Annotated in this window: 21 protein-coding genes; 6 read left to right on the top strand and 15 right to left on the bottom strand. The window is 56.0% G+C overall.

Translation table 11 applies throughout. From position 1 onward, the window contains the following. Positions 1 to 49: 49 nt before the first annotated feature. The 4 genes from FE784_RS15720 to FE784_RS15705 all read right to left on the bottom strand — a co-directional run bounded on the left by FE784_RS15720 (position 50) and on the right by FE784_RS15705 (position 7625). Positions 50 to 1372 (bottom strand): ABC transporter substrate-binding protein, encoded by a 1323-nt coding sequence (locus tag FE784_RS15720; protein WP_176706260.1) that lies wholly within the window; start codon positions 1370 to 1372, stop codon positions 50 to 52. Positions 1373 to 1735: 363 nt separating this feature from the next. Beyond that, entirely contained in the window at positions 1736 to 4999 is a 3264-nt protein-coding gene (locus FE784_RS15715; RefSeq protein ID WP_176706259.1) for an AAA family ATPase, read from the bottom strand. Further along, entirely contained in the window at positions 4996 to 6291 is a 1296-nt protein-coding gene (locus tag FE784_RS15710; protein ID WP_139603162.1) for a metallophosphoesterase family protein, read from the bottom strand. The genes FE784_RS15715 and FE784_RS15710 overlap by 4 nt, the downstream gene beginning before the upstream one ends. Positions 6292 to 6479: 188 nt before the next feature. After that, entirely contained in the window at positions 6480 to 7625 is a 1146-nt protein-coding gene (locus FE784_RS15705) for a glycosyltransferase family 4 protein (RefSeq protein WP_139603161.1), read from the bottom strand. Between the two features lie 129 nt (positions 7626 to 7754). On the opposite strand from FE784_RS15705, the gene FE784_RS15700 reads away from it, so the two are divergent. Continuing rightward, complete coding sequence (locus tag FE784_RS15700) at positions 7755 to 8918, top strand: GGDEF domain-containing protein (RefSeq protein WP_139603159.1); 1164 nt, start codon at positions 7755 to 7757, stop codon at positions 8916 to 8918. Positions 8919 to 9015: 97 nt separating this feature from the next. Then, positions 9016 to 10380, top strand: a complete 1365-nt coding sequence (locus tag FE784_RS15695) for an RsmB/NOP family class I SAM-dependent RNA methyltransferase (RefSeq protein ID WP_139603158.1) — start codon at positions 9016 to 9018, stop codon at positions 10378 to 10380. A 68-nt stretch (positions 10381 to 10448) separates the two neighbouring features. On the opposite strand, the gene FE784_RS15690 is transcribed toward FE784_RS15695, so the two are convergent. After that, on the bottom strand, positions 10449 to 11504 hold the full coding sequence (locus tag FE784_RS15690; protein WP_139603157.1) for a hypothetical protein: 1056 nt from the start codon (positions 11502 to 11504) through the stop codon (positions 10449 to 10451). A 217-nt stretch (positions 11505 to 11721) separates the two neighbouring features. On the opposite strand from FE784_RS15690, the gene FE784_RS15685 reads away from it, so the two are divergent. Both FE784_RS15685 and FE784_RS15680 read left to right on the top strand, forming a co-directional pair. Beyond that, positions 11722 to 11814, top strand: a complete 93-nt coding sequence (locus FE784_RS15685) for a sporulation protein YjcZ (RefSeq protein ID WP_139603156.1) — start codon at positions 11722 to 11724, stop codon at positions 11812 to 11814. A 58-nt stretch (positions 11815 to 11872) separates the two neighbouring features. Next, entirely contained in the window at positions 11873 to 11965 is a 93-nt protein-coding gene (locus tag FE784_RS15680; protein WP_139603155.1) for a sporulation protein YjcZ, read from the top strand. 71 nt (positions 11966 to 12036) lie between these two features. Here the strand turns inward: FE784_RS15680 and FE784_RS15675 are convergent, their stop codons facing one another. From FE784_RS15675 to FE784_RS15665, 3 genes are all read right to left on the bottom strand, one after another. Then, the gene (locus FE784_RS15675; protein ID WP_139603154.1) at positions 12037 to 12834 is read right to left on the bottom strand and encodes a Cof-type HAD-IIB family hydrolase; all 798 of its coding nucleotides are present in this window, start codon (positions 12832 to 12834) and stop codon (positions 12037 to 12039) included. Between the two features lie 76 nt (positions 12835 to 12910). Continuing rightward, complete coding sequence (locus tag FE784_RS15670) at positions 12911 to 13657, bottom strand: pseudouridine synthase (RefSeq protein ID WP_176706258.1); 747 nt, start codon at positions 13655 to 13657, stop codon at positions 12911 to 12913. After that, entirely contained in the window at positions 13658 to 15238 is a 1581-nt protein-coding gene (locus FE784_RS15665) for an RsmB/NOP family class I SAM-dependent RNA methyltransferase (protein ID WP_139603153.1), read from the bottom strand. 132 nt (positions 15239 to 15370) lie between these two features. On the opposite strand from FE784_RS15665, the gene FE784_RS15660 reads away from it, so the two are divergent. Continuing rightward, a complete protein-coding gene (locus tag FE784_RS15660) occupies positions 15371 to 15913 on the top strand; it encodes a thioredoxin family protein (RefSeq protein WP_139603152.1) in 543 nt (180 codons plus the stop codon). A 442-nt stretch (positions 15914 to 16355) separates the two neighbouring features. Here FE784_RS15660 and FE784_RS15655 read toward each other — a convergent pair whose 3' ends face one another. The 3 genes from FE784_RS15655 to FE784_RS15645 form a co-directional block, all read right to left on the bottom strand. Then, on the bottom strand, positions 16356 to 16769 hold the full coding sequence (locus FE784_RS15655; RefSeq protein ID WP_176706257.1) for a DUF309 domain-containing protein: 414 nt from the start codon (positions 16767 to 16769) through the stop codon (positions 16356 to 16358). A gap of 99 nt (positions 16770 to 16868) precedes the next feature. Further along, positions 16869 to 17675 (bottom strand): GTP diphosphokinase, encoded by an 807-nt coding sequence (gene yjbM / locus FE784_RS15650; protein ID WP_139603151.1) that lies wholly within the window; start codon positions 17673 to 17675, stop codon positions 16869 to 16871. 22 nt (positions 17676 to 17697) lie between these two features. Then, positions 17698 to 18798: a quinone-dependent dihydroorotate dehydrogenase gene (locus FE784_RS15645; protein WP_139603150.1), complete on the bottom strand. Its 1101-nt coding sequence runs from the start codon at positions 18796 to 18798 to the stop codon at positions 17698 to 17700. A 201-nt stretch (positions 18799 to 18999) separates the two neighbouring features. On the opposite strand from FE784_RS15645, the gene FE784_RS40895 reads away from it, so the two are divergent. Continuing rightward, on the top strand, positions 19000 to 19143 hold the full coding sequence (locus tag FE784_RS40895; protein WP_176706254.1) for a hypothetical protein: 144 nt from the start codon (positions 19000 to 19002) through the stop codon (positions 19141 to 19143). 609 nt (positions 19144 to 19752) lie between these two features. Here FE784_RS40895 and FE784_RS15640 read toward each other — a convergent pair. The 4 genes from FE784_RS15640 to FE784_RS15625 all read right to left on the bottom strand — a co-directional run. Further along, positions 19753 to 21210, bottom strand: a complete 1458-nt coding sequence (locus FE784_RS15640; RefSeq protein WP_139603149.1) for a L,D-transpeptidase — start codon at positions 21208 to 21210, stop codon at positions 19753 to 19755. A 201-nt stretch (positions 21211 to 21411) separates the two neighbouring features. Further along, positions 21412 to 23022: a stalk domain-containing protein gene (locus FE784_RS15635; RefSeq protein WP_139603148.1), complete on the bottom strand. Its 1611-nt coding sequence runs from the start codon at positions 23020 to 23022 to the stop codon at positions 21412 to 21414. Positions 23023 to 23037: 15 nt separating this feature from the next. Continuing rightward, positions 23038 to 24441 (bottom strand): hypothetical protein, encoded by a 1404-nt coding sequence (locus FE784_RS15630; protein ID WP_176706256.1) that lies wholly within the window; start codon positions 24439 to 24441, stop codon positions 23038 to 23040. Positions 24442 to 24479: 38 nt separating this feature from the next. Then, the coding region (locus FE784_RS15625) for an Ig-like domain-containing protein (protein WP_218103780.1) at positions 24480 to 25232 on the bottom strand (753 nt) is incomplete at its 5' end.

Below are 25232 nucleotides of genomic sequence, written 5' to 3'. Positions count from 1 at the left end.
CAGCTTCGGGCCGATCGGATTGTTCGGCCCGATTCGTGGCGTCTTCGCCTCACGGGATTACAATTTCCTTGTTGGCCTTGTCTTCCGCATTCCGCAATGCCGTATTGATATCCGTTCCGTCGACCATGACGCTTTTCACGACTTCCCCGATCAACAGCGCGTTGATTTTCGGATCGTATTTGGAGGAATCCGGAAGCGGCGACGGAGATACCTTGAACATGGACTGCAAGTTTTTGCCCTTGTATACGCTGCTGTCTTCGCCATATACTTTGCGGATCTCATCGTTCTTCAACACGGACAGTCGTCCGGCCTTGCTGAACTTCGTCTGCACCTCCTGGCTGTACAAGCTGAGCAGCACCTGATAGGCCGCCTCCCTGTACTTGCCCGACTTGTTGACGACCGCGATCGCGAAATCGACCTCTTTCCCAAGCCCTTGCTTGTCGCTGTAGCTCGGATGGGCGGTCACATTCCAATTGAACGCATCCTTTGTCCCGGCTCTGTCGAAGAAGGTGACCATGGCGGCGACCCAGTTCGGATACATCGCCATCCGCTGCTCCTTGAAGAACAGATCGACCGAATGGCTGTGCTTGCCGTTATCCAAATAGCCGGGAATCGAATAAAACTGCTTCAACAGCGAGAACACTTGGACATGACGGTCCGACGTCAAGGACGATTTGCCCTTCGTTTTATCGAATACGGGCACCCCGTACTGCCAATACATTTGTCTCAGGTCGGGCGGCATAACGCCGATATAATTGGTGCCTCCGTCGCTGCGCGTCAGTTTTTTCCCCAGCTCGAGGAGCTCCTCGTAGGTCATTACGTCTTTCGGATACGGTACGCCGAACTTGTCGAATATATCCCGGTTATGAACCATGATGCCGTAGTTCATATAAAAGGGAAGTCCGTAGAGCGCCTTCTGATCCCCGAGCTTCTGCAATTGCTGGAACACGGCCGGCTCGAGCTGTGCCGTATTCACTCCATATGTTTTGAACATCTGCGTCAAATCTTCCGGGATATCGGCTTCGAGCATCGTCGCCAAGGAAGCGTTGCTGACCAAAACCATATCCGGAGCCGTTCCCGCCGCGAGCAGCTTGTCGAGGGTATCTACGGTTTTCTTCAAATTGATTTGCGGGTGCTTGGCTTTGACAGGCTCCACGAAAAACTTTTGAAATTGTTCGTCCGTGGTGCCCGTATTTACGTCGAGCACCAGCAGCTCCGCCGCGCCCCCTTTGTAATCGGTCGAGTTGGCTTTCGGTACGGAAGCGTCCGGAGCCGCCTTATCCTTATCGTTGCTTGGTCCTTGGCTGCATGCAACCAGAGTACCCGTAACAATCGCGATGAATGACAGCGATGCCATGCGAAGTTTGTTCAATTGAATATGACCTCCTGAATAAATATCGTTTGAAAGGCGCAAGCAAGCAAATGAAATCGCTTTCCAAAACATTTAAAATGCATAAGCTGATCCAGAGTGAACGATTGTACCTCCTTTCCGCGTTCTGTTGTCGCATCGTCACGGTCCTGCTTCCGGCCCAATCGCACTGTTGTATAGATATGTATTATACAGGAGTCTTTTTTATCCCACTGGACAATATTGTATATCGACAGGAAAATAACTTGCTTTTTGAGGAAACCAAAAGCGGAGGCAAGCGGGGGCTTTTCAACGGCAAAGCGTTTGTAATCGGGAAAGCCCGCCGACCGTCATTAACGCGGTACGGCGGGCTTGCTGCCAATATCTTCACAATCGTATGACTTGCAGCGGAGCAATAAGGTCTGACGCTGTACGCACGACGTGCTCATGGCAGGTGAACAGGAGCAGCTGCCTGCGTTCGGCAAGCGACGGCAGCAGCTCCAGACACAGGCGGAGACGCTCTTCGTCGAAGTTGACGAATACGTCGTCCATGACGAACGGCAAGGCGGCAGCCGGAGCGGTTTCGTCGGCCAACGCAAACCGCATCGCCATATACAGCTGTTCCGCCGCCCCGCGACTCAGCTTTGCCGAATCGACCGGCTCGCCGTCGCGGTTGACCGCTACGAGCCTCTTCTCGCCAAGCGGAGCGATAATCCGGGCGTAACGGCCGCCGGTCATCGCATTCAGATAGCCGGACGCACGGCGGAGGACGGCCGGCTGCCGCTCCGTCTCGTACAGTGCGCGCGTCCGGCCGAATAACGCCGTAGCGAGCGCCAAAACTGCCCAGCGGCGAGAATGCTGCTCCAGCTCCGTCGCGGTCTCCTGTACCCGCTGCAGCCGCTCGGCATGCTCCTCTCCGCTCTCCATCTTCTCCATCTCGTTGCGCAGCCGGCCCCTTCTGTCTCTCAGCCCGTCGAGCCGTCGTTCCGTATCGGATTGCAGCCCGGCTAACCGCTCCAGCTCGCTCTCCAGCTCTTCGGGCGGCCGAAGGAGCGACTGCTCCGCTTCCTGGCGCAGCTCCGAGCCGAGCATCGAATCGAGGGCAGTCGCCAGCTCCTCCCGCTCCCGCTCGAGCGTGGCTCTCTCTTCCCTCAACCGGACGCGCTCGCGGAACCGCTCCTCCGTATCCGCTCCCGCATCTCGCCACAGCTCGGCGATCCGGGTCCGGACGCCCTCCAGCTTCTCCCGGCATAGCTGCGTCTCGGCTGCCAGCCTGTCGCGCTCCTTGGACAGCCGTTCACGCTCCGACAGACTCGACTGCTCCTCGTCCGCCTCGGCTTTGCGGCGCTTCAGCGCATACAGCGGATCGCCGTCGATTCGGCCGCCCAGCGCTTCGGCTTCCCGCTCGAAGGACTCGGCTTCCGCCTCCATAGCGTTAATCCGGCGTTTGACCGCTTCCCGCCGCCGCAGCAGCTGTTTTCCTTGCTCCGCGATCAAATGCCACTCCAAGGCGCCGTCCGGACTCAAGCCGCGGGAAATGCCCCGCTCCCGAAGCCAGCTCTCCCAGTCTTCCTTCCATTCGGCGAGACTGTTCTCCGCCTCCCGGTGACGGCGGGAAGCCGCTTCGTTCTTCCCGAGCGAGAGTGCAGCCGCCTCATCCGCTTCGCCCATCGCTTTCTCCAGTCGCTCCAAAACGCTCCGCGTTTCCAACCATTGCTCGGCTGCCTGTCGCGCTTCGGATAACCAGCTCTCCGGGAGACTGGCTTCGGTATCGGCCGTTGCTCCGTTTGCCGCGGCGGCATATTCCGGAAATGTCAGCCTCCAAGCTAAAGTTTTATCCAGGACCGACCGTTCCAGTTGATTCAACTGCCGCCGAATCGATTGCTTTTCTTCCGAAAAGGGGACTGGTTGTCCGTTTTCTCGCCCCTCAGGCGCAGTGCCGTTCCGCGCTCCCGGCCGCATCAGAACGGCCGTCGAGGCGAACAGAAGCAGGGTGACGGCGGCCATAGCTTCCTGTCCCTGCATCCACAGCAAGCCCGGAACGATCAAAGCGGCCGCTACGGGCAATGCGGGACGCCATCGGTAGAAGCCGCCATTGCCGCTCCGTTCCGTCGCCTGCTTGCTTCTTGCCCTACCGTCAAATGCCGGCTCGCGAAACAGCCGGTAATCCCGCTCGCGCTGGCCCAGATGACGCAGCTCCTGCCGCAGCCTGCTCCATTCCGTGTAGTCGGAGCCGAGCTGGGCGAGCTTGCGCTTCATCGCCTCGGCGGACGGCTCCCACCGGGCTTCGCCATGCCCGGATAAGCTCTCGGCCCGTTCGTAAGCGGAACGAGCAACGACTGCAGCCTTCCCGGCTTCTTCCAGCTCCCGAGCCGTCCGTCCGGCATCGGCACGGAGCAGCTCCTCCTCTTTGCGCAGCTCGTCCCATTTCGCTTTGGCCTCACGTACCGTTTCCCGGTCGGCAACCGAGAGCGGATATGCTATCAAATCCGCCTCCGTCCAACCGTTTCCGAGCTGCTCCAGCACAAGCTCCGCAGCTCTTTCATCCGCCTGCGCCTCACTCCGCAGTCCGCTCAGCAGAGAGCGCGCTTCCCTATAAGCCCCGGCCCGCTCCAGCATCGACTCCAGCTTCTGCCTTTCCGCCACAAGAGCTTCATCGACGCGTATAGACTCCAGAGCGAGTCCGGTTGCGCGAAGCTTCGCTTCCCTTTCTCGCAGCTCTTCGCCCAGACGTTCGCGATCCGCATTCAGAACCTCGAAGCGGGATAGGGCGTCATGGGGAAAGGCGGCAAAAAGCGGCAGCTCACCGAGCTTCCGCCCGACGGCCTGGAGCCTCAGCCCGTGCTCTCTCGAGCGAAGCCATCTATCGGTTCTCAGCGCCGCATCCCTGACGCTTCGCAGCGTATCGTCAGCCGAACGGATATCCCGCTCCAATTGGTCGGCTTCTTCTCCCCAGGAGATGTACTGGGCCAGCTTCTCCTTGCTGCGCCTCAGCTCGGATCGGCCCTCCTCCCACCGTTTGACGAGCAAGGCGACTTCCTGGTTTTTGCCTTTGGGCCGGTACAGCTTATCCATTTCCTGAACGATCCGGCGTTCCGCCGCGACGACAGAGCTTCCTTGCGCGCCCCAGCCGGCACTGTACAAATATCCGGCCACCTCGTCCGATTGCAGCGACCCGAGCTCCTGAAGCTCGCTCAAGCCAAAGGCGAACACGCTGCGAAACAGCTCGCCCTGAACGCCTCCCAGCAGCTCCCGGAGCAGCGCCTCGTCTTGGGCTCCTCCCGTTTCCGCCGATCGCGACGAACGCTCAACGCCGTCCGCTTCGTGCAGACGTGTCACCTTGACCTTGCCGCCTCCGCTTCTTCCCCGTCCGCCGGAATCGATTTGGAACGACCTCTCGACGCGATACGAGCGGCCTTCGCCAAGCTCCAGAGTCAATGCCCCTCCGTACATGCCGCCGGCATGCGGCTCGTACAAGTTGGAGGATACGGTTCGCGGAGGCAGGCCGAACAGAACGGCCCGTATAAATCCCATGATCGTACTTTTGCCCGCTTCGTTCGGCCCGTAAAACAGCGTAATCGGCCCCTCCGGCGCGAACCGCCGGTCCCGCAGCGTACCGAAGGCGTCGATCCGGATATCCCGGATGTTCATTCGTCCCATCCCTCCTCCTCGGCTACCAGGCTGATCGCCATTATCTCGGCAGCCTTCAGCCAGTCTGCGCGCTCCTCGCCGAGCAGCCCGGCCATTAGCGCCCCGGCTTTCGGATGGGCGAGCAGCGGGGCAAGCGCCTCTTCGCAGAAAGCTTGCAGCTTGACGTCGTCTCCGGCCAGCTCTTCCGACAGCTGCATCAGATCGCCGAGAAAACCGCTGCGGCCTGCCGCAAGCCGCATATCCAACTCCGATCCCGAACGCACCTGCACGGATTCGATCCATACGAACGGCGCTCCGTCTTCTCCTTCGGCTCTTCTCCTCTGCGCTTCGCGCAGCTCCTCCGTCAGCTCCCGGACCGGACCATGGCGCCGCAGCGCCCGGTGAAGCGGTCCCCTTCCTTCCAAGCGGAAGCGGACGATCGAAGGCCGGCCTCCGGCCTCTTCCTCGCATTCGCGCATCCGCTCCTCCAACCGATCTCGCAGCTCCTGCTCGGAAGTCATTCCCTCGATCGAAATATCGGCGGCAAACCAGCGTACCGCATCCGCAGCGCGAAAGGAGAGCGACGTCCTGCCGGATTCGGCCACGTCGACGACATAACAGCCTTTCGCTCCCGTCTCCCGCACGCTTCGTCCCTGCAAATTGCCCGGGTATACGATCGGCGGTCTGTCGTTCAGCACCCGTCGCGAATGGATATGGCCGAGAGCCCAATAATCCATCCCGGTACGGATCAACTCCTTGACCGAGCATGGCGCGTAATTGTCGTGCCCGGGATCGCCGTCCGCATTTGCGTGCAGCAGCCCGATATTATACCCTCCCGTCCGAGGGCTGCCGTATCGGGAAAGCGGATTTTCGGTCACCGAGGCGGTCGGATACGACCATCCGTGTATGTAGGCCAAATCGCCGCGAAGCGGGTCGCTCGCCGGGAAGCATTCCGCTTCGGCCGAAGAGAAAAAGCGGACCGAATCCGGCCAGCGCAGCTTTGCCTTGCGCCCGTCGTCCGGGTCGTGATTGCCGTGTACCGCATATACCGGAATGCCCCGCTCCGCGAGCGTCTCCACCGCGCGTTGAAACCTGAGCTGCGCCCTTAGCGAGCGGTCGGCCGAATCGTATACGTCTCCCGCGATCAGGACGAAATCCGCCCGCTCGTCTATCGCGATCCCGACGAGCCGCTGCAGCGCATCGAACGTCGATTCCCGCAAAGGGTCGCGAACGGACGGCGGCAAAGCGGACAAGCCTTTGAACGGGCTGTCCAGATGAAGGTCTGCCGCATGAATAAACCGGAAAGCTTTCAACGAGCGCACCTCCTATCCGTAATAGCAAACCGTTTCTCATTCTCATTCCATTGTACAAAGGATAACGGACACGTACAAGCGTTCCCTTTTTCGAGTATAATGGGATCATAAGAAAGAACCTCCCCGTTCGATGGTCGAATCGAAACGGCGAGGCTCCATGTTGCCAAGTAAATTATGGATGCTGACGGCTATTCATCATCTGAAAACGGGACGCGGCTGAGCGAGCTGTACAGCTGCTGCAGCTGGCCGATGACGCGGCTGAGCGAGTAGGTGCTCTTCGCCTTCAGCCAAGCGGACCGGGCCATCTGGTACCGGTAATCCGGGTCGGACATCATCTTCTCCAAGGCGTCGGCGAGAGCCTGCGGGTCGTTGACCGGGACGAGCAGGCCATTCACGCCGTCCTCGATTTGCTCGGCCACTCCGCCTACGTCGGTGCCTACGAGCGCCAGACAGCAGAGCGCCGCCTCTGCAAAAACGGAGCCGAACGCCTCGGCTCTCGACGGCAGCACGAATATATCGAAGAAAGGCATGAATTCTTCCGGGTGGAGCATGTAGCCATAAAAAATCGTTTCGTCGTAAATGTTATGTTCCACGGCCAGTTGCTCCAGCTCTTCGCGAATCGGCCCGTCCCCGATCAGGTGAAGCACGAACGGATGGCCGCGCCGCTTCAATTCGGAGCAAGCCTGCAGCAGCACATCGATTCCTTTCGCCGGCACGAGACGGCATACCGAGATGAGCTGGGATACTGCATTATCATGTGACACAGGCCGGAATCTTCTCTCGTCGAAGCCGTTGGGAATTACGCCGATGGAGTCGCCGTTGCGGACGAAGCCTGACAAATACCGCTTGAACGAATGGGACACGGTCACGATCCCGTCCAGCTTATGCTCGAGCTCCCCGTACAGCGAAGTCAAAAACGTTTCCTCCGGCCCGCCCGGCGCGATTTTGCCGTTCAAGGTCAATTCCTTCTCGTAGCTGGAGTGGATCGTCACGAGCACCGGAGTGTCCGGAAACAATTGCTTCATGACAAGGCCCGCTATCGGATGGTGCGCGTGTATGAGATCGTACGATTTGCGTATGCGCATCCGCGTCCACCAGACGTAATCCTTGTACGTTTGCATATATTTGTCGACGACCGGATTTCCGGCGAATGGCCGCCAGTCGAACGTCTCGAACGCGACGTCTTCCGTTCCTTTGGAGCGGACCCGCTTCGGCAGCGAGAACAGCTCCATTTCCCAGCCCTTATCCGTAAACGCTTCCTGAATGTACGGTACCATGGACGATACGCCTCCGGGCTGCTCCGGAGGAAAAAATAAAGCTTGCAGTATATTCATTCGTCTCTCCCATTTCTGCTTATTCGCTGGTGCTTGCTATTGTTGAACCATCAGGCAGAACGATTCATCGATGTTCGCTCATTCTGATGTTATAATGGAGTCGAATCGACTCGAATCACGGAGGCTAATTTGAACGTATCGGAACTGTTCGTCGGAGCGTACGCCCGCATTTATACATATAGCGGCATACTCGTCGTACTCGCCATGATCCTCGTCATGTCCGTCCGGCTGTTTACAAGCCGCCGCCGCAAAGCGTATGTATCGCTTACGCTTTCCGTAGCCGCATTCATCGTTCATTACGCGATGATGATCAGCATGTCGCTCTCCATCGACGGTCCTCGAGGATGGGGCGGCTTGGCGGCGCAAACGCTGCATGTCGTCGCGTTCATTATGATCAACCGGGCCATCTATCAACTTTATAATTCCACAAAAAAGCGCCATCACCTTTATTTTTATTTTTCCCTGCTTGTCACGATGCTTCTCGCCGCGTTTCAGACGAACGTCCCTCGGCTGTTCGAAGGGTCTCCGGAGCAGCTGGCGGCTCTCGGGCGCATCGGGCTTGATTTGTACTTGCTGCTGCTCGTTTTCGTGTTCTTCATAGGCGTACCTGACCGGATCGGACAAACCGCCACTTACAAAATCGGACTATCCGTCTTTTTTATCGTCCATCTGGCGCATTTGATCAACCGGTATATGCTGGAAAGTCCTTTATCCGCGCTTACGCTGACGGAGCTGTATTTGCCCCTGCTCTATTATATTATTCTGTTCGTGCTGTTGTTTGAACGGATCGTCGAATTGATGCAAGCCAGCTATCGTACCGCGATAACGGACGGCTTGACGGGCCTGTACAACCGGCGGTACATGCTGAGCAAGGCGGCGCAGTACATGCGCCACGGCTACGCCGTTTCGCTGCTGTTCAGCGACATCGACAATTTCAAGAAGCTTAACGATACGCAGGGCCATCATGCCGGCGACGAAGCGCTGAAGGCTGTCGCCAGAATCATGCTGGAGGAAAGCGAGGATATCGGCCTTGCCGGGCGGTTCGGCGGCGAAGAGATGGTCCTGCTTGTTACCGATTCATCCGTCGATATTGCCAAGCTGTCCGAGAAAGTAAGGGCGCGCATCGAATCCGAGGCCGGCGTCACGGTAAGCATCGGCTACAGCAAATCGCGGAACGGAATAACCGCGGAGCAGCTTATCGCCCAAGCCGACCAGGCTATGTACAAAGCGAAAACGACGGGCAAAAACAAAGTCGTAAAATATGTGCAGAGCAAGGGCGCCGCGGCAAATTAGTAGCAGGGGCTTGAGCCTCGCAACAGCTTCGGCGCCTCGTCGCGGCATCGCCGTGAACCGCACTTTTCATCAAGCTACGAATCGAAGGAGAAGAACGATGACCACGCTTCCGCAACCTTTTATCGACCAAATCCGCAACCAGCTTGGCGAAGAAGCCGAGTCGTATTTGCAAAGCCATACCGAAGACCGGACATACGGTCTGCGCTTGAATCCGTTGAAGCTCGGCGATAGGAAAGCCGATGATCCGTTTCTGCTCTCTATAAAAGAGCGGTTCGGGCTGTCGCCCGTCCCATGGTGCCGGGATGGCTACTACTATGACGATGCGACAAAGCCCGGCAAGCACCCTTTCCACCAAGCCGGACTATTGTACATCCAGGAACCGTCAGCCATGTCCTCGGCCGAGATGCTGAATCCGCAGCCGGGCGATACCGTGCTTGATCTGGCTGCCGCTCCCGGCGGGAAAACAACGCAAATCGCCGGCCTGCTCGACGGAGAAGGACTGCTTATAGCGAATGAAATTCACCCCGCGCGGGCGAAAATTTTATCCGAAAACGTCGAGCGGCTGGGCGTTCCGAATGCTATCGTCACGAGCGCCGCACCGGACGCGCTGGCACGAAAATTCGTCGGGACATTCGATAAAATTATGCTCGACGCGCCTTGCTCGGGCGAAGGCATGTTCCGCAAAGACCCGGATGCGATCCGCGAATGGTCTCCCGATCATGTCCGCATGTGCGCTGTCCGTCAGCTGGACATCCTGGATTCGGCAGCGATCATGCTCAAGCCGGGAGGAATAATCGCCTATTCCACCTGCACGTTCAACCGATCGGAAAACGAGGATGTGCTCGCCGCCTTTACCGCCAAACATCCGGCATTCGCCTTGCTTCAAACCGAACGTCTCTGGCCTCATCGCATTCGTGGGGAAGGCCATTTTGTAGCGCTGCTGCGCAAAGGCGATGCCTTATCCGAGCGCAGAGAACGGGACCGCGGCGGCAAAACGCCCGGCCAGAAGGATAAAACCGTACGCGAAGCCATGCGGCTAGCCGACGAGTTGCTCCGGGATATCGCACCGGGCTTCCCGCTCCCCTCGGGCGAGCCCGCTCTTTTCGGTGAACAGCTGTATTGGCTGCCGGCGTCCCGGGATTATCCGATTCGCGCCGACGCTTTGAACGGCATAAAAACGTTGCGGCCCGGGCTTCACTTGGCCCATATCAAAAAAGGGCGCGCCGAGCCGGCTCATTCGCTCGCCATGGCGGTAACGTCCGACATGTGCCGGAGCGTCCTTGACTTGGCAGCGGAAGCCCCGGAGCTGGAGGCGTATTTGAAGGGCGAGACGATTCCGGCGAAGGACGGCACGTCCGGCTGGACATTGGTTTCGGTTGAAGGATACCCGCTCGGATGGGGCAAGGCGAGCGAAGGGCGGTTGAAAAATCATTTTCCCAAAGGACTGCGGAGAATGGGCTAATGCCCTACACTCATGGCAAAAAAGACGGGCATTCCCAATTGGAGGGGATGTCCGTCTTTTCGTTTCGTTTAGTGTATGATCTCCGTCTCGAACAAAATCTCGTCGATCGGCTCATTATTCACGAGCATCGTCAGGTTAAGCGATTCGTAGTCTTTTTCCTTATCCAGCTCGTGCATGAGCAGCGAACCGATAAACTCGCTGTCGATCGTGCTGCCCGGATCGCGGAAATCGATAAAGCCGGTCAGCTCGCGGCTGCTCACATCGACGGTTGCCTGCCCGATCGGCAAACCACCGTGCGACTGCTCATACAAGTCGTAGGTGAGCGTATCGCCGTCATCCCTTACGAGAATGACCGAATATTTCCTGGCTTCCTCCGAACTATACGTTTCGTCGTCGATGAAAACATCCGGCTCGAGCAGATCCTCATGGGTCAGCTCGATCGTCTCGATCATTTCCCCGTCAACTTTCATTTCGATCAAAAATGTATCCACTTCATCGGAGTCGAAATCGGAGACGAGCAGATCGGTAATATGCTCGAGCTCTTCATCCGTCGGCTCGACCTTCCAATCGACTTCGGCAATAACATCGGCACCGCGCAACCGGACGAACGCCTCGGCCAGCCATTCCTGATCGCTGTCGTAGATATGGTACTCGACCCGATTGCGGCTTTCCCCGACAATCACCAATTCGATATTGTTCCCGGAAAAGCCGGAGTGCATTTCCATCGTCTCGATACCGTTCGGATCAATATCGTCCAGGCGCGTCTCGTCTTCTTCCCCGGATATTTGTTCGTAATAGTCCGATTCGTCCGTGAACGATTCGATCACTCCGAGCTGATGTCCTGCCGTAATAATATGGTCGTAACCGCTGCACGTAACGATCACTTCGCACTCTTTGGCTGCCAAGGCGTCCATCAGGTGCTCTACATAGTTTTGGGCGGCGCTTACCGCTTCCGCCTTCCGACTGCCGCCAAGTGATTCGAGATCGAGTTGAACGGAGCCGGAAATGCGCCCGCCTTCGCGGTATACGAGCGTCATCGCTCCGACGAACCGACCGTCGAGGAGCAGCTCGGTAACTTCTCCGCCGACCGTTTTAAGATCGGGCCTTAACGTGATCATTGCCATGGACTCGGTTTCTCCTTTCGGGCTGATTCCAACTTCCCCCTTATTATCCTGATGACGCCCATTTTCTATGCGCCGGGGCAAATGTCCAATCGGATGTGGGACCATCACAATATGATGGTGTATGCCGAATGCGAAATCCACCTAGAGCAACAAGCGATCAGCGGCTGCACAACGACTGGCGCATTCGGGAAATACCTTCAAATGGGGAGGAATCGCAATGTCTGGTGTTGGAGGTTTAGTTACGTCGACCGCCGTTATTCTCGTGCTGTTCATCCTGTTGGTCATCGTATCCCGCCCGTTTATCTACTAATAACAAGGGAACGAAGCCAGCCCCTTAACAAACCAATAGAATCAAGGGAGGAATTCGAATGTCCGGAGTTGGAGGCGCATTTACGTCCACTGGCGTTATTCTCGTACTGTTCATCCTGTTGGTAATCGTATCCCGTCCGTTTATCTACTAATTGTCGCACCTGAACCAAAAAAAGGGATTGGCGCTTCGCGGCGCCAGTCCCTTTTTTTGGAGCCAAAACGGCTACCTCCCCAAACAATACCGGCTAAGCGCCAAATGAACGCCGTCCTCGTTATTGGATGCGGTCACGACGTCGGCTTCCCGCTTCACCTCGTCCGGGGAATTATCCATGGCGACCCCGAGGCCGGCGAAACGGATCATCTCCAAATCGTTGAAGTAATTGCCGATTGCCATCACTTGCGAACGTTCGATACCTAGCGATTCGGCCAGCCGTTTAAGCGCGTTCCCCTTCGTCGCTTCCGGATGCATGATGTCTATAAAATAGTCTCCGCTGCGCAGCACGGTCAATGGGAGCGACATATTCCGCCAGTCTTCCTCTACGCGGTTTATTGCACCTTTATCGCCGAATACGGTGAATTTGACGGGCGCTTCGCCCAGCGCAAGAACATCGTCCAGCCGATCCGGCTCCAGCATGAACTTGCGGTACATCGCCGCCTCCGTTTCGCTCAAATCCGTTTCAATATATAATCGGAACGGCGTACACACATCCAGATGGATTTTGCGTTCCCGGCAATATCGGACAAGCTCGGCCAATTGCTCGACGGCAAACGGAAAATGGTGGACGATCCGCTTATCGCGCGAGCTTATCGTCGCCGCTCCGTTGTGCGTAATAAGCGTACCCTCCAAACCGAGCTCCTCCATCAGCGGGAGCGTGTTGACCGGCGAACGGCCGGTACAGAGCACAATCGTAGCCCCTGCTTCATACACGTCCCTGACCGTGCGCTTCGTCCGCTCGGTCAGCTCGTAATGATCGTTCAGCAAGGTGCCGTCCACATCAAGCGCAATTAGTCGGTAATTCACGTTCTCTGGTCAACCCCCATCGATCTGTCGCGACTTCGCATCGTTAAACCGCTCGATTGCATCTCCAAGCGCCGCGTCAGTCATTTTCTCGTCCCTTCAATTGCTTCAGCTCGTCCTCCGTCAGCTCCCGGTATTGTCCGACGGACAGATGCTCGTCCAGCAGCAGCGGCCCCATGGCGATCCGCTTCAAGTAAACGACCTTCTTGCCGACCGCCTGAAACATTCGCTTTACTTGATGGAACTTGCCTTCGGTGATCGTCAGCTCGATTTTGGACACGCGTCCCGCGGCCGGATCGCCCTCCTTCAGAATGACGAGCTTGGCCGGCATCGTTACATAGCCGTCGTCCAGCTCGACGCCCTTCTCGAATGCGACGGCATCCGCTTCGCCAACGCTGCCATCTACTTCGGCGAAATAGGTTTTCGGTACATGCTTGCGCGGTGACAGCAAGTTATGGGCCAGCTTGCCGTCGTTCGTCAGCAGCAGAAGCCCTTCCGTGTCTTTATCGAGCCGGCCGACCGGAAAGGGCTCGAAATGGACGTATTCGTCCGCCAGCAGATCGACTACCGTCCGGTCGCGCGAATCTTCCGTAGCGGAGATGACGCCTTGCGGCTTGTTCAGCATCAGATAGACGAATTCGCGGAATTCGACCCGTTCGCCGTCGACCGTGATCGTCTCCAGCTCGGGATCGACCTGAAGTCCGCTATCCTTGACCGTTTTGCCTCCGACCTGCACCGCGCCCTGCTTGACCAGCCTTTTAATTTCGCTTCGCGTGCCGTAACCCATATGCGCCAATATTTTATCGACCCGTTGCTTTTTGCCCAATCAAGACCACCTCCATCCCGGCGGATATTCGTTTTTCAGCATGCCATCCATCCATTTGCCCCATCCGAGCGGATAGCCGTCGACGCATACGAGACAGTACCCTTTGGCTTGCAAATCCGGGCGGCTCCGACGAAGCCGCTCTTCGGAAATTTGCAGTGTCTCGCCCTTCAAGTACCGGATAACTTCAGGCTCGCCCGTGACGAAGTCAATCGAGCGAACCGAGTCGGTATCGCGCTTCATGCCCATCGCAAGCGCATGCGAGGGCTCGAACCGGTCTCCGCGCAGCGTTCCCACGAACCAGCCCGGGCGGGCGACCTTCAGTCCGTCCAAGTCCGGCGCTTCCTCGGGGCTCAAATAAACATAGTCCCGTTGAAGCTTCACATTACCGGACAATTCGGCATTCAACTGTCCGGCCGCGAAAGACCGGAACAAATATTCGCCGTCGGATGCAGAGGCAACGCCAGACCTTGAAGCTCCCTCCGGTCTTCCGCCATTCGCGCTTCTGCCGTTAATGCGTTGCTTGCCGTCCGTTCGACCGGCCTTTTCCTCGAATCTGCGCTTCATCCGGCTGTCCGACTGCGCATTGCGATCATATGATTTTTTCGGACGGGTAAACATCGCTTCCGATTCGGGATCCGTTCTGCCGCAAGTACGCTCCAATACCGCAGCGAAATGCCCTTCGCCGGGCAGTTTATGCGGCCACAGCCTGACGGTTCCCTCCACCGTCCGAGAAAGCTCGTCCAGGCGACCGCCCTGAACTTGAGCGATCCAATCCGGCCGTCCCGGTGCAAATCCGTGCTGCGGAGGTATAGAAACTACCCGGAAGCCAGGCCGCTCACGCAAAAATGCTTCGATGATTTGTTCGTTCTCTTCCGGAGAAAACGTACAGGTAGAGTAGACGAGTCGTCCGCCCGGCTTCAGCATGTCCGCGGCCTTCGCCAGTATACCGCTCTGCATATCGGCATAACGGCGGGGCGAATGCTCGTCCCACCCTTTGACCATACTATCGTCCTTGCGAAACATCCCTTCGCCCGAGCACGGCGCATCGACCAATATTTTATCGAAAAAACCGGGCATGGCAGGAGCGAGCCGTTCCGGCGTCTCGTTCAAGACGATGGCGTTCGTAATTCCGTACAGCTCTACATTTTTGACGAGCGCTTTGACCCGGTCCGGCTGGTTATCGTTCGTAACGAGCAGCCCCTTGCCCTCCAGCTTGGCCGCGATTTGCGTCGTTTTGCCGCCCGGGGCGGCACACAGGTCGAGCACTTTGTCGCCCGGCCGGACGTCCAACAGCTCTACCGGGGCCATGGCGCTCGGCTCCTGCACGTAATATAAGCCGGCGTGGTAATACGGATGCTTGCCGGGACGCTCGGTCTCCGGGATATAGAAGCCTCCCTTGGCCCACCGGATTGGCGACAGCGGGAAAGGCGACATTTCTTGGAACCCGTCAACAGCCATTTTCAGCCCGTTTACCCGGATTCCTTGAAGCCGCGGCTGTTCGTACGAATCGAGGAAAGCCGGATATTCATCTTGTAGCAGACACTCCATTTTTCTCATAAAGAAGTCGGGCAATTTGGCCATCTTATGCTGTTCTCCGCTCTTTCATCCCGATCAAGTTCAAAAAATGATCAACAATTCCCACCCGCTTCCGGAAGGAAACGAAGGGGGACGGGTAGAATAAGTAATTTCAATCATACTATCCGGGGTGAAATCGTGAAGAAGCTGTTGATTTATTTAGGTGTTATCGTCGGACTTTTCGTCCTTCTTTTCATTGTAAATCATCAAAGCGAAAAGGCCAAGGAAGAAGCCCGCACAAGCAAAATCGATACGGCGACGAACGAGAAATCGAAGCAGCTGTACGGAGTCGACGCGGCCAAGCTGAAGCCCGAGACGCTGGCCCAGTTAAACGACGCCAACTACCAGAACATCATCAAGCCGGCCGATCTGAAAAACGAGTTGAACGCGAAAAAGGATATGTTCGTTTACTATTTCCAGACGACTTGTCCGCATTGTCTCGTCACGACCCCGGTGCTGAACCCGATCGCCAAGACGGCAGGCGTCGATCTCAAGCAGCTGAATCTATGGGAGTACGAAGCCGGCTGGAACGAGTTTAAAATTACGGCTACGCCTACGATCGTCTATTACAAGGGCGGCAAGGAAGTGCTGCGCATGGAAGGCGGCATCAGCAATAACGGGCAACCGGGCTATTCGGAGGCCGACTTCAAGAAATTTTTCGAGGACGCCAAGAAAAAATGACGGCGGCAATCGCGGCGCATCCCGAATCCGGGGCGCCGCTTCTTTTTTCTACGACAGCATTATCCGCATGCAGTCCGGAGAGCTCTCGATGAAGCGTGAGCAGCGTGTGGCCGGAAATAGAGGAACCGTATTCCGCTATTGTCCCGTATTCCATTACTCTCTTGAAGATAACGGAAGAGACTTCCTTTATTTCGGTCTTTCGGGGGGGAAACGATCGTGAACAGCGGAATAGCGGAACGGTTTTCCCTTATTTTGCAATCCACAGGGGTACTCGGGTAAATAGCATACTCCAGTTCCGCTAATTGTCGGATCATCCAATTTCCGCAAGGCACCGGCAAAGGCGGCAAGCCTTTCACCGACCATGCGGTACATGCATTTTGTCCGCGAATTATGTGTCGCAGTTTTTGTTCATGCCGACCCCGGATCGCCCCCGCCGTTCATCTCAAGACCCTTTTACAGGCGGAAATTCCTTAAGCTCCTCGACCATCGCGGTCAAATCGCTGTGGACGATCGCGATATCGAGATCGTAAAATTCGAACGGTTCCTCTTCAATGCCCAGCAGCTTGTCCAAATAAGCGTTGGAATCCGCGATCAGCTTGCCAAGATCGATGCCGAGCGTAAACTTCGGATAAAACTCCAGCTTTTCGATCCCTTGGGAAAACAGCTTGATCGCGCCGCCCACGTTGCCGTTGCGGTGGTGGTACAAAGCTACCGCAATTTGGAGCAGCCCTTGATGCAGCGGATTGCGGCCTTCCTCCATCCAGAGCTCCTCCATGACTTCGTGGCACTCGAAATAGTCGCGCTCCACATTGAAGTAATACAAAAATTCCACATACAACACATCGTAACTGATCATAACGGCGCCTCCATGGTCGTCAACGCAACTAGCCCGCGGCTATCCGGCCGAAGCCGGGAGACGGGCTTGAACTGCTCGACTTTCGATAATGATCCTGGACTAGAGGGACGGGTCCGACTTCTTGGCCCGCAGCACCGCTTCTTCTACCTGAACAGCCAACGCGCGCATCCCCATAATCTCTTCCGTTTCCCACAATTCGTTGAACTTCAACTGGAAGCTGGCCGCCTCTCGCACGCGGTGGTAGTAGTACAAGTCCTGGATATGGCCCAGCACCTTCGATACCAGGTTCGAATTGTCCTCGAACAGCTTCTGGGCGTCCATAATTTCGTCGCGGATGCTGGACATTTCCTGGTCGAGCGCATGGGCGGCCTCTGCCGCTCTTTGCAGTCTGTTCTTGACGTCCTCGGGCAGTCTCTCCCTATGCTTGTAGCTCAACGAATGCTCGATCGTCGCCCAAAAATTCATCGCCAGCGTCCGGATCTGCACTTCGGCCAGCACCGTCTTCAGCCCCAGCGATGTTTGTACGGGATATTCGACGATAATATGGTAGCTGCGATAGCCGCTTTCCTTGTAATTCGTAATGTAGTCTTTCTCGTATACGACCGACATGTCCTTCCGCTGCCGGATCAACTCCGACAATGTCCGGATATCCTGAATGAATTGGCACATGATGCGGATGCCCGAAATATCCTCGATTCCTTGCTCGAGCCGGTCCATCGGAACCTGAAGCCGCTTCGCCTTCTCCAAAATACTCGAAATGCGCTTCACTCTTCCCGTCACGAATTCGATCGGGGAATATTCTTCCCGGGCTTTCATTTCCGTACGGAGCGTTTTGAATTTCACCTTCAGCTCCTCGACCGCCTGCTCGTATGGAATCAAAAACTTTTTCCAATCCCTGCTATCCATACGCACGCCTCCTGAACCGTTGTCATGCTTTCGCATCCGCACCGACCGCTTGAGAAATGTGCGTAAAACCGTCGCGCTTCAGCAAGCCGAGAAGACCTTCGTTCAATTCGCGCAGCAAGCCCGGCCCTTTGTATATAAGCGCCGTATAGACCTCGACGAGGCTGGCGCCGGCCCGTATTTTTTCATATGCGTCTTGCGGCGTAAAAATACCCCCGGAGCCTATGATCGGCAGCTTCCCTCCGGTCAGCCGGTATACGCTGCGGATCACTTCCGTCGAGCGGGCCTTCAGCGGTTTCCCGCTCAATCCTCCGGTCTCTTTGGCGTTTGCGTGGCCGAGCCCTTCCCGTCCGATCGTCGTATTGGTCGCGATCACGCCCGATACTCCGCTCGCCACAAGAGTCTCAACCATATATTCGAGCTCGCTCCCCGTTACGTCCGGGGCGATTTTGACGAATACCGGCTTGCTTGGCAGCTTCAAGGCCGTTCTCTGCTTCTCCATCTCGTCCTTGACCGCGGCTATGAGGCTTTGCAGCTCCGCGCCATGCTGCAAATTGCGCAGTCCCGGCGTATTCGGGGAACTGATGTTCACGACGAAAAAGTCGCCGTAGGGATACAGCCTGCGGATACACGTGCGGTAATCTTCCTCGGCCTGCTCGTTCGGGGTATCTTTGTTTTTGCCGATATTGACCGCTATCGGAATACGTTGGCGGCCCGCCTGCCGTAAATGGGCGGCCATCGTCTCCGCGCCCACGTTATTGAAGCCCATCCGGTTAATGAGCGCTTCGTCGGGCGGCAGTCGGAACAGTCTTGGCTTATCGTTGCCCTTTTGAGGTCGCGGCGTTACCGTGCCGACTTCCATGAAGCCGAAGCCGAGCGAAGAAAAGCCCCCCACCGCCTTTGCATTTTTATCGAGCCCGGCGGCCAAGCCGACCGGATTCGGAAACGTCAGTCCGCACAACGACACGGACGTCTCCGGACGACTGGCTACGCCGTACAGCGAATGCAGGAGAGCGGTCATGCCGGGCACTCGGCTGGCGGCTCCCAGCCCGTCCACCGTTATATGGTGGGCCTTCTCGGGATCGATCTGAAACAATACAGGTTTTGCCAAATTCCGGTAAAGCATGGAAGTACACTCCGTTCTGTCGTAGACTCTATCGATCAGTTTATCCGTTTCTGAAGGAAAAAGAAAGTGCCGAGTTGCCGTGATCCGATTTATTCGCACGCCATGTAAACCCTTTCATTGCACTGGGCGATTTGTTATAATATTCTGAAAAGCTTCTTCGCTCCACAGTCCCGTCAGTACCTACTAATTTCGGAGGAAAGGTTGATTCCAGTGGCGAACCGGAAACCGAACTACATGCAGCGCAGACGGAAAGATACGGTAAACAGAAAAGCGGTTATATGGGTAGGCTCGATCATCGGCGCGATCGTGCTGCTGATGATCGTCCTGCTCATTTGGAACCCCTGATCGTTTGCAGAGAAGCAGACGGAACAGCTGCTGAGCTTGACGACGGCACGAAAAACTACGACAGCATAATCCGCATGCGACCTGGATGCTTTTGATGGGCGTGACATGACGTTGCCCGTGAATAAAGGAACTATATTCCGTTATTGTCCCCAATTCCGTTACACTCTTGAAGATAACGGAACAGGCTTCCGTTATCACGGTCTTTCGGGGTGAAAATGATCGTGAGAAGCGGAATAGCGGAAAGGTTTTCCGTTATTTTGCAATCAACACCAGTACTCGGATCAATAGCATACTCCAGTTCCGCTATTTGTTGAATTCGCAGTCCCGCAATAGGCCGGCCATATCAGCCTGCGTTCACCAACCAATCATGCGGTACATCCGCTCTCCTGTAAGGGAATTATGCTGTAGTAGAAAAAAAGCGCTCGTCAGAGCAGTCCGTTCCATCTGCATGCACAGACGAACGGATTGCTCCGCGAACCCTCTTCGACACGAATGCACTTCAGCGAGTTTGCTTCGTTCAGAATCCCTTCTCATACGTTCCAAAGGAAATTTACTACCCTGCGACGATGCAAAGCTGTGCGCCGTCGGCACGGGTTTTTCGTCGTTTCGTCAGTCCAGCCATTTATACGTTTTGTTCGGATTCGTCTCGTCCGTCGTGGACGGAACCCGCAATGGCGTTTCGGAGCGGTACGTTTCGGCCGGGATGAGCAGGTTTTGCCCGATGATCACTTTAGTCCCTTTCGGCACCATGTCGAACAGCTCTTCCACGTCCGGCTTCAGCATACGGATGCAGCCGAGCGATTTGTCCTTGCCGATGCTCGAGGGCTGGTTCGTGCCGTGAATCGCGTACAGCGTGTCGGAAAGCGTCATCCCGCGGCTTCCGAATGTGCCGTTGTCGCGGCCGTTCGGATTGCGCACCTTCTCCGTGATCGAAAACTCCCCCTCCGGAGTCCGTTCGCCGCCGAGCCCTACCGGGTAGCTGCGCAGCAGCACGTTTCCGCTCACCAGCGCCAGCGTATGGGTCGTCTTGTCGACCAGGATGCGAAGCGGCTGCTGCAACGCTTCCGCACCCGGCAATAGCGAGGGTCCGCCTGCCTGCTCGGCGCCGGCTGCAGCGGCGGAAGGAGATAGGCCCCCGGGCGCTTCGCTCCCTCCTTGCCGGTCCGCAGCCAAACGTTCGAAATAAGCCTTCATGGAGGGCGTATAGCCCGACATCCAATTATCCGGATAGTTGCGGACCATCTGGTCGATGTTGTCCGGCCTTTTTCCGTTTACGGCCTCGTAAGACGAGATCGAGGAACGGACGATCAGCTGCTGCAGTTGGTCGTTTTGCCATTCGGCGTATTTCGCCGCGGATACGGCTCCGTTTGCCGGCTCGCATCGGCATGTACCGGCATCGTAATACGTAAGGCGGGTGCCGGCAACCGTCTCCGAATGCTCGACCGTTACGATCGGCTTGGCGGGGACGGGCCACAGCAGCCATTTCCGCTCCATTATCCACTTCGGCTCGGCCAGCAGCAGCATATCCGCTTTGTTCGCCGCTTTATTCTGAAACCGTTGCAGCAGTTCTCCGATCTGGCTTGTGCGATTTGCTCCCGAGCTTCCCGATACGGCGTATATGACATCAATGCTTCCCGGCGAATAGCCCGGTACGCCCACAGTTTGCTGTCCATAAGCACCGGCAATTTCTTCGGATGCAGCGGCTGCGGAGGCTTCGGTAGCGGAGCTTTCCAACCGGTCCGGTTGAAACGGGATATGGCTGCCGAGCAGCAGCAATAAACCGATTATGGCGGTCTTCCACGTTGCCGGCTTGCGCTTTCCTTTTGGGCCCGCGCTTGCATCGGCCTCCTCGGTCGTTTCAAGCTCTTTCTCGTCCGCTCCCCCGAATACGGTTCCATCCTCGAACGCCCGGTACACCTCTCCCGCTTGGGCGAAGCAGTAATTGGCCTTTCCGATTTCGCCCTTGGCAACGTATTGGCGGCCCAATAAATACCAGGCCATTTTATTGGTCGGATGCTCTTTGATATAGTCTTTTAAATATTGAGGATCTTCCGGTGGCGATTCCATCCGCTTTCCCTCCTCTTTTTCCCGAGAGCGTAGGCCGCCGGACGGCCATCCGACATTTTCTACTTTGTATATCGGCCGCTCCGTTGCGGTTTTGAAGGGACCGTGCGAAAATGGTGCTTCGGTACGAGGTTGTCGGGCGTGGAGCGAAAAAAAGAAAGAAGCCTGTCGAATCGACGGCTTCCATCCTGTAAGCTGATTGTATTATTTTGCAAGCTTGTCGCGCAGTATGACCGTACGCGTCGCGTTATCCCACTGCACGTCCAGGCCGAGCTCCTCGGCGAAAAACCGGACAGGGACATAAGTGCGGTCCTCTTTAATATACGGGGGCGCATCGATCGTTTTCGTTGTCGCCGAACCGTTTTTTACGATTTTTTGCACTTCGGCTTTTCCGATCGTCAACCGGACCGTTGCATCGCCTTTGCTCAAATCGACGGTTTGTTCCGTCGTTTGCGGATTCTCGTCAAATTTGACGGCGAACCCTAGCGCTTCGGTAATGATGCGTACCGGCACCATCGTCCGGTCGTTGCTTAGCTCCGGCTGAGCGTCGAACTCGATTTTTTTGTTGCCGTACACGACCTTGATCGTACCGTCTGCGGTTATACCGGCCGGCAGGTCGTAGAAGTCGATTTTGCGTATTTTATTATTGTACGCATCCGCCACCAGCAAGCTTCCATCGCCGAGCACCGCTACGTCCGACGGATGGTGCAGCTCCGCATTGCGTTCCGTTCCATCCGCGCTTCCCCCGTATCCGTCCTTCTCCCCGGCGATCGTCTTGACTACGCCGTCCTTCAAATAACGGATCGAATGGTTCAAGCTGTCCGCGATCAGAAGACCGCCGTCAGGCGTAAGCGCGAGTCCTCTCGGGAAGTTGAATTTCGCTTGCGCGGCTGCGCCGTCGGCGAAATCTCCCGATACATACAGCTCCGACTTCGCATACTGGACGGAAGTGCTGCCGGCAACGGTCGTCACCGTATTCGACGTCAAGTCGACGTACCGGATCAGTTGGTTGCCGGAGTCGCTGACGTACAGGTTCCCTTTGGAATCGATGACAATGCCGGTCGGTTCGTTGAATTTCGCCGTCGCCAGCGGCCCATCCGCATATTCGCCGGCCGGTACGACTTGGCCCGGCACCACTTCCACAACCCGCTTCGAAGGAGCGTTCAGCGTCGTAACGGTTCCGTCAGCCGTTATTTTGCGAATCTCGTTATTCAGCGTATCCGCGACATACACGGTTCCGTCCGAAGTTGCCGCGACGTCCTGAGGAAACTTGAACGAAGCCTCTTTTCCTTTGCCGTCCTTGTTGCCGAACACGCCGTTGCCGGCTAGAGTCGTGACGTTTCCGTCCTTATCGATTTTACGGATCGCATGATTTTTCTCATCGGCGACATAGATGTTGCCCTTCGTATCGGCGGCCAACCCTTTCGGCTGCTGGAAGACGGCCGTATTCTCCTTGCCGTCCAGCAATCCGCCGATCGGGTAGTTATAGGCGTCCTTGCTGATCGTAATGCCGGCGAACGAACTGATCTCGTTGCCGGACAGCTTCCGGATCAGCTGGCTTCTCGCGTCCGCGATCAGAACCGAACCATCGGCCAGCGGCAGCAAGCTCCATGGAGCGCGGAACGTCGCCTCCGCCGCTTTTCCGTTCGTTTCGCCCAAGTCGCCTTTCCCTGCCGACGTCGATACTTGGGATAACAGCTGCCCTTCTCCGCCGACTACCGCTTTATCGATGCCTGCTCCGAAGGCCGTCGCGCCGGTCAGGAGCATCGCTGCGGCCAGCAACGGCGAGGCTATCAGTTTGAATGTTTTTTTCATCGGCTTCTCCTTTGCTCATAAACCCAGCGATCTAGGAATAAGAAACTCCAAAAGTCTCGATACGTCGAACGGCTCGTTGTACTCATCTTTCAATTTATCCGCACGCGTTGCTACCCATACTAGATCCTGCAGCCCGAATATGGAAGATTCCGAACCGGGTCTAAGCAGCTGGACGACCGGCAATTCCGCTTTCGTATCATCGTCGGGACTAAAAGCTACGGAACCGGCCGGAATAATCCGAAATGGAGACGGGATACCTGCTTGCCAATAAAAGAATAGCGGAAACGTAGCGATTTCGGTTTCCATTTCTCCCAGAAACGACACCCTTCCTTGGCTGTCCGATACATAGATCGTCATGCTCGGAACGGGAAACTCACCTTCCCCTTCCCCCCACTTCATGGCAAATACCGGTTGACGGGAGAGCGATTGATCCATTTCCGGCAATGATTTCTTCAAGGCCAGCGTGTATACATTGTCGGAAGTTACGACCGTCGCGCTATAGTTATCATACGCCGTTATGATTCTTTCATCTACCCCATCATTGACGGAAATAAACGGATAATTGTTGCTCATGGCGTAATAGAACAAAACATTGCCGGCCGGTTGCTCCACGACAAAATCGTCAAGGCTTTCTCCAGGGCCTTCCTCGGGGCTTTCTTCAGAAAACCATTCATACATGAAACTGTCTACGTTTGAATAGTAGTCCAAGTCCGCATCCTTGGCGATCACCTTGAAAATTCGGTAGTCGGAAAAAGGCTTCTGGCCGATCATATACGCTTTTTCTATTTCATCATTTTTGCTTACTAGAGCATAAACCCGATTCCCCGCCCCGATAGGAACGTTCGAGACGATCGCGCGCCCGTCGATAATATCCGCGCTGCCCTTTATCGCCATACTGCCATCCCCGATTGATAGATGATCATACAAACTGGACTCGCCGGCAAAGTAAATATCGAATGCGGATGCGGTTTCAACATAAAATTGTTGATCGTCGTCAAATCCGCCCATGAACATGATATCATCCGATTTTTTATAAAAAATTCCGGTCGCATAACGGTAAGGGATCAAAGCCAGCTTTAGTTGACTGCCTTTTGAAAACTCTACGCCACTGAACTTTACCGCTCCCCCCGATACCTCTTCCGGACTCAGGGAAGCTTTACCTCCTTGAAGCAGGACGGCCGTTTTTCCGTTAAAGTCCGTTGGCACATGAAGGGTTACATCGTATTTGGCATATACGTTGTTCAATACTGTTGTATTCCCCGCAATGCACGATACAGTATCGGGATTGTCGCCAATGCCGTAGACAGAAATATAAACTGAAGATGTAACGGGAGGGATACAGTTCGAACCGACAGAAGCATTCGCACGAGTGGAGAGACCGATGCCGACCAAGAGGGCGAGCCCCAAGGTCAGCATCATCGTCATAAACCATTGCGATTTGAACATTCTCATTCCGCTCATAGCATCGGTACCTCATTAACTGTAAATGAATATTCCGGATTAACAAGCTTCAATGTCTCAGGATGTTCGCTGTCGCCAACAATATTCGCATCTTTGTCTACGACGATCACCCGTTTAATGCTCACAGTTCCGGGCCCTATCAAATCCGGAGTCAAGTTAAGAGTGAAAAGCGATTTTCTTTCCGTAAACGCCGGAAAATTGTCTACTGGCGTCGTTCCATTCGAATACTGTGTTGCTACATAAGTAAAAGTACGAATGCCGGAATCCATTAATTCGGAATACGCGGACACGCTTGTTTCAGGATTGTTGAATATCGCTTCGTTCGATACGGCATCCTCATTTGAATACGCGTTCGTATACTCCAAGTGAACCTCTATGGCATAGAGTTTATCGAAATTGTTTAGCTTAATTTCAACAACTGATGGGAATCCCGGGCTTGAAATTAGCATTTCAACTTCCGGAAGCGCAACGGTAAAGGAACTTTCGGAGGATTCCGCACCCTCGTTTCCTGCGGCATCCCTCGCTTTTACCTTAAACGTATGGAGACCTTCGGCCAAGTCCGCCGTCGGCGTATAACTCCAATTGCCCGAGCCGTCTACTGCAGCCGTTACGTCACTGCTATCCAGCTTGATGGCAACGCTGCTGCCGACTTCGGTCGTTCCTTTAATTACCGGACGCTTGCCGATGACAGTCGAGTTGTTCGCCGGAGCCGTCACTACCGGCACTCCCGGCGGAGTCGTATCCACCGT

This window comes from Paenibacillus hemerocallicola (assembly GCF_006265175.1).
GTDB lineage: Bacteria > Bacillota > Bacilli > Paenibacillales > NBRC-103111 > Paenibacillus_AB > Paenibacillus_AB hemerocallicola.
This window is presented reverse-complemented; position numbering and strand designations above follow the sequence as displayed.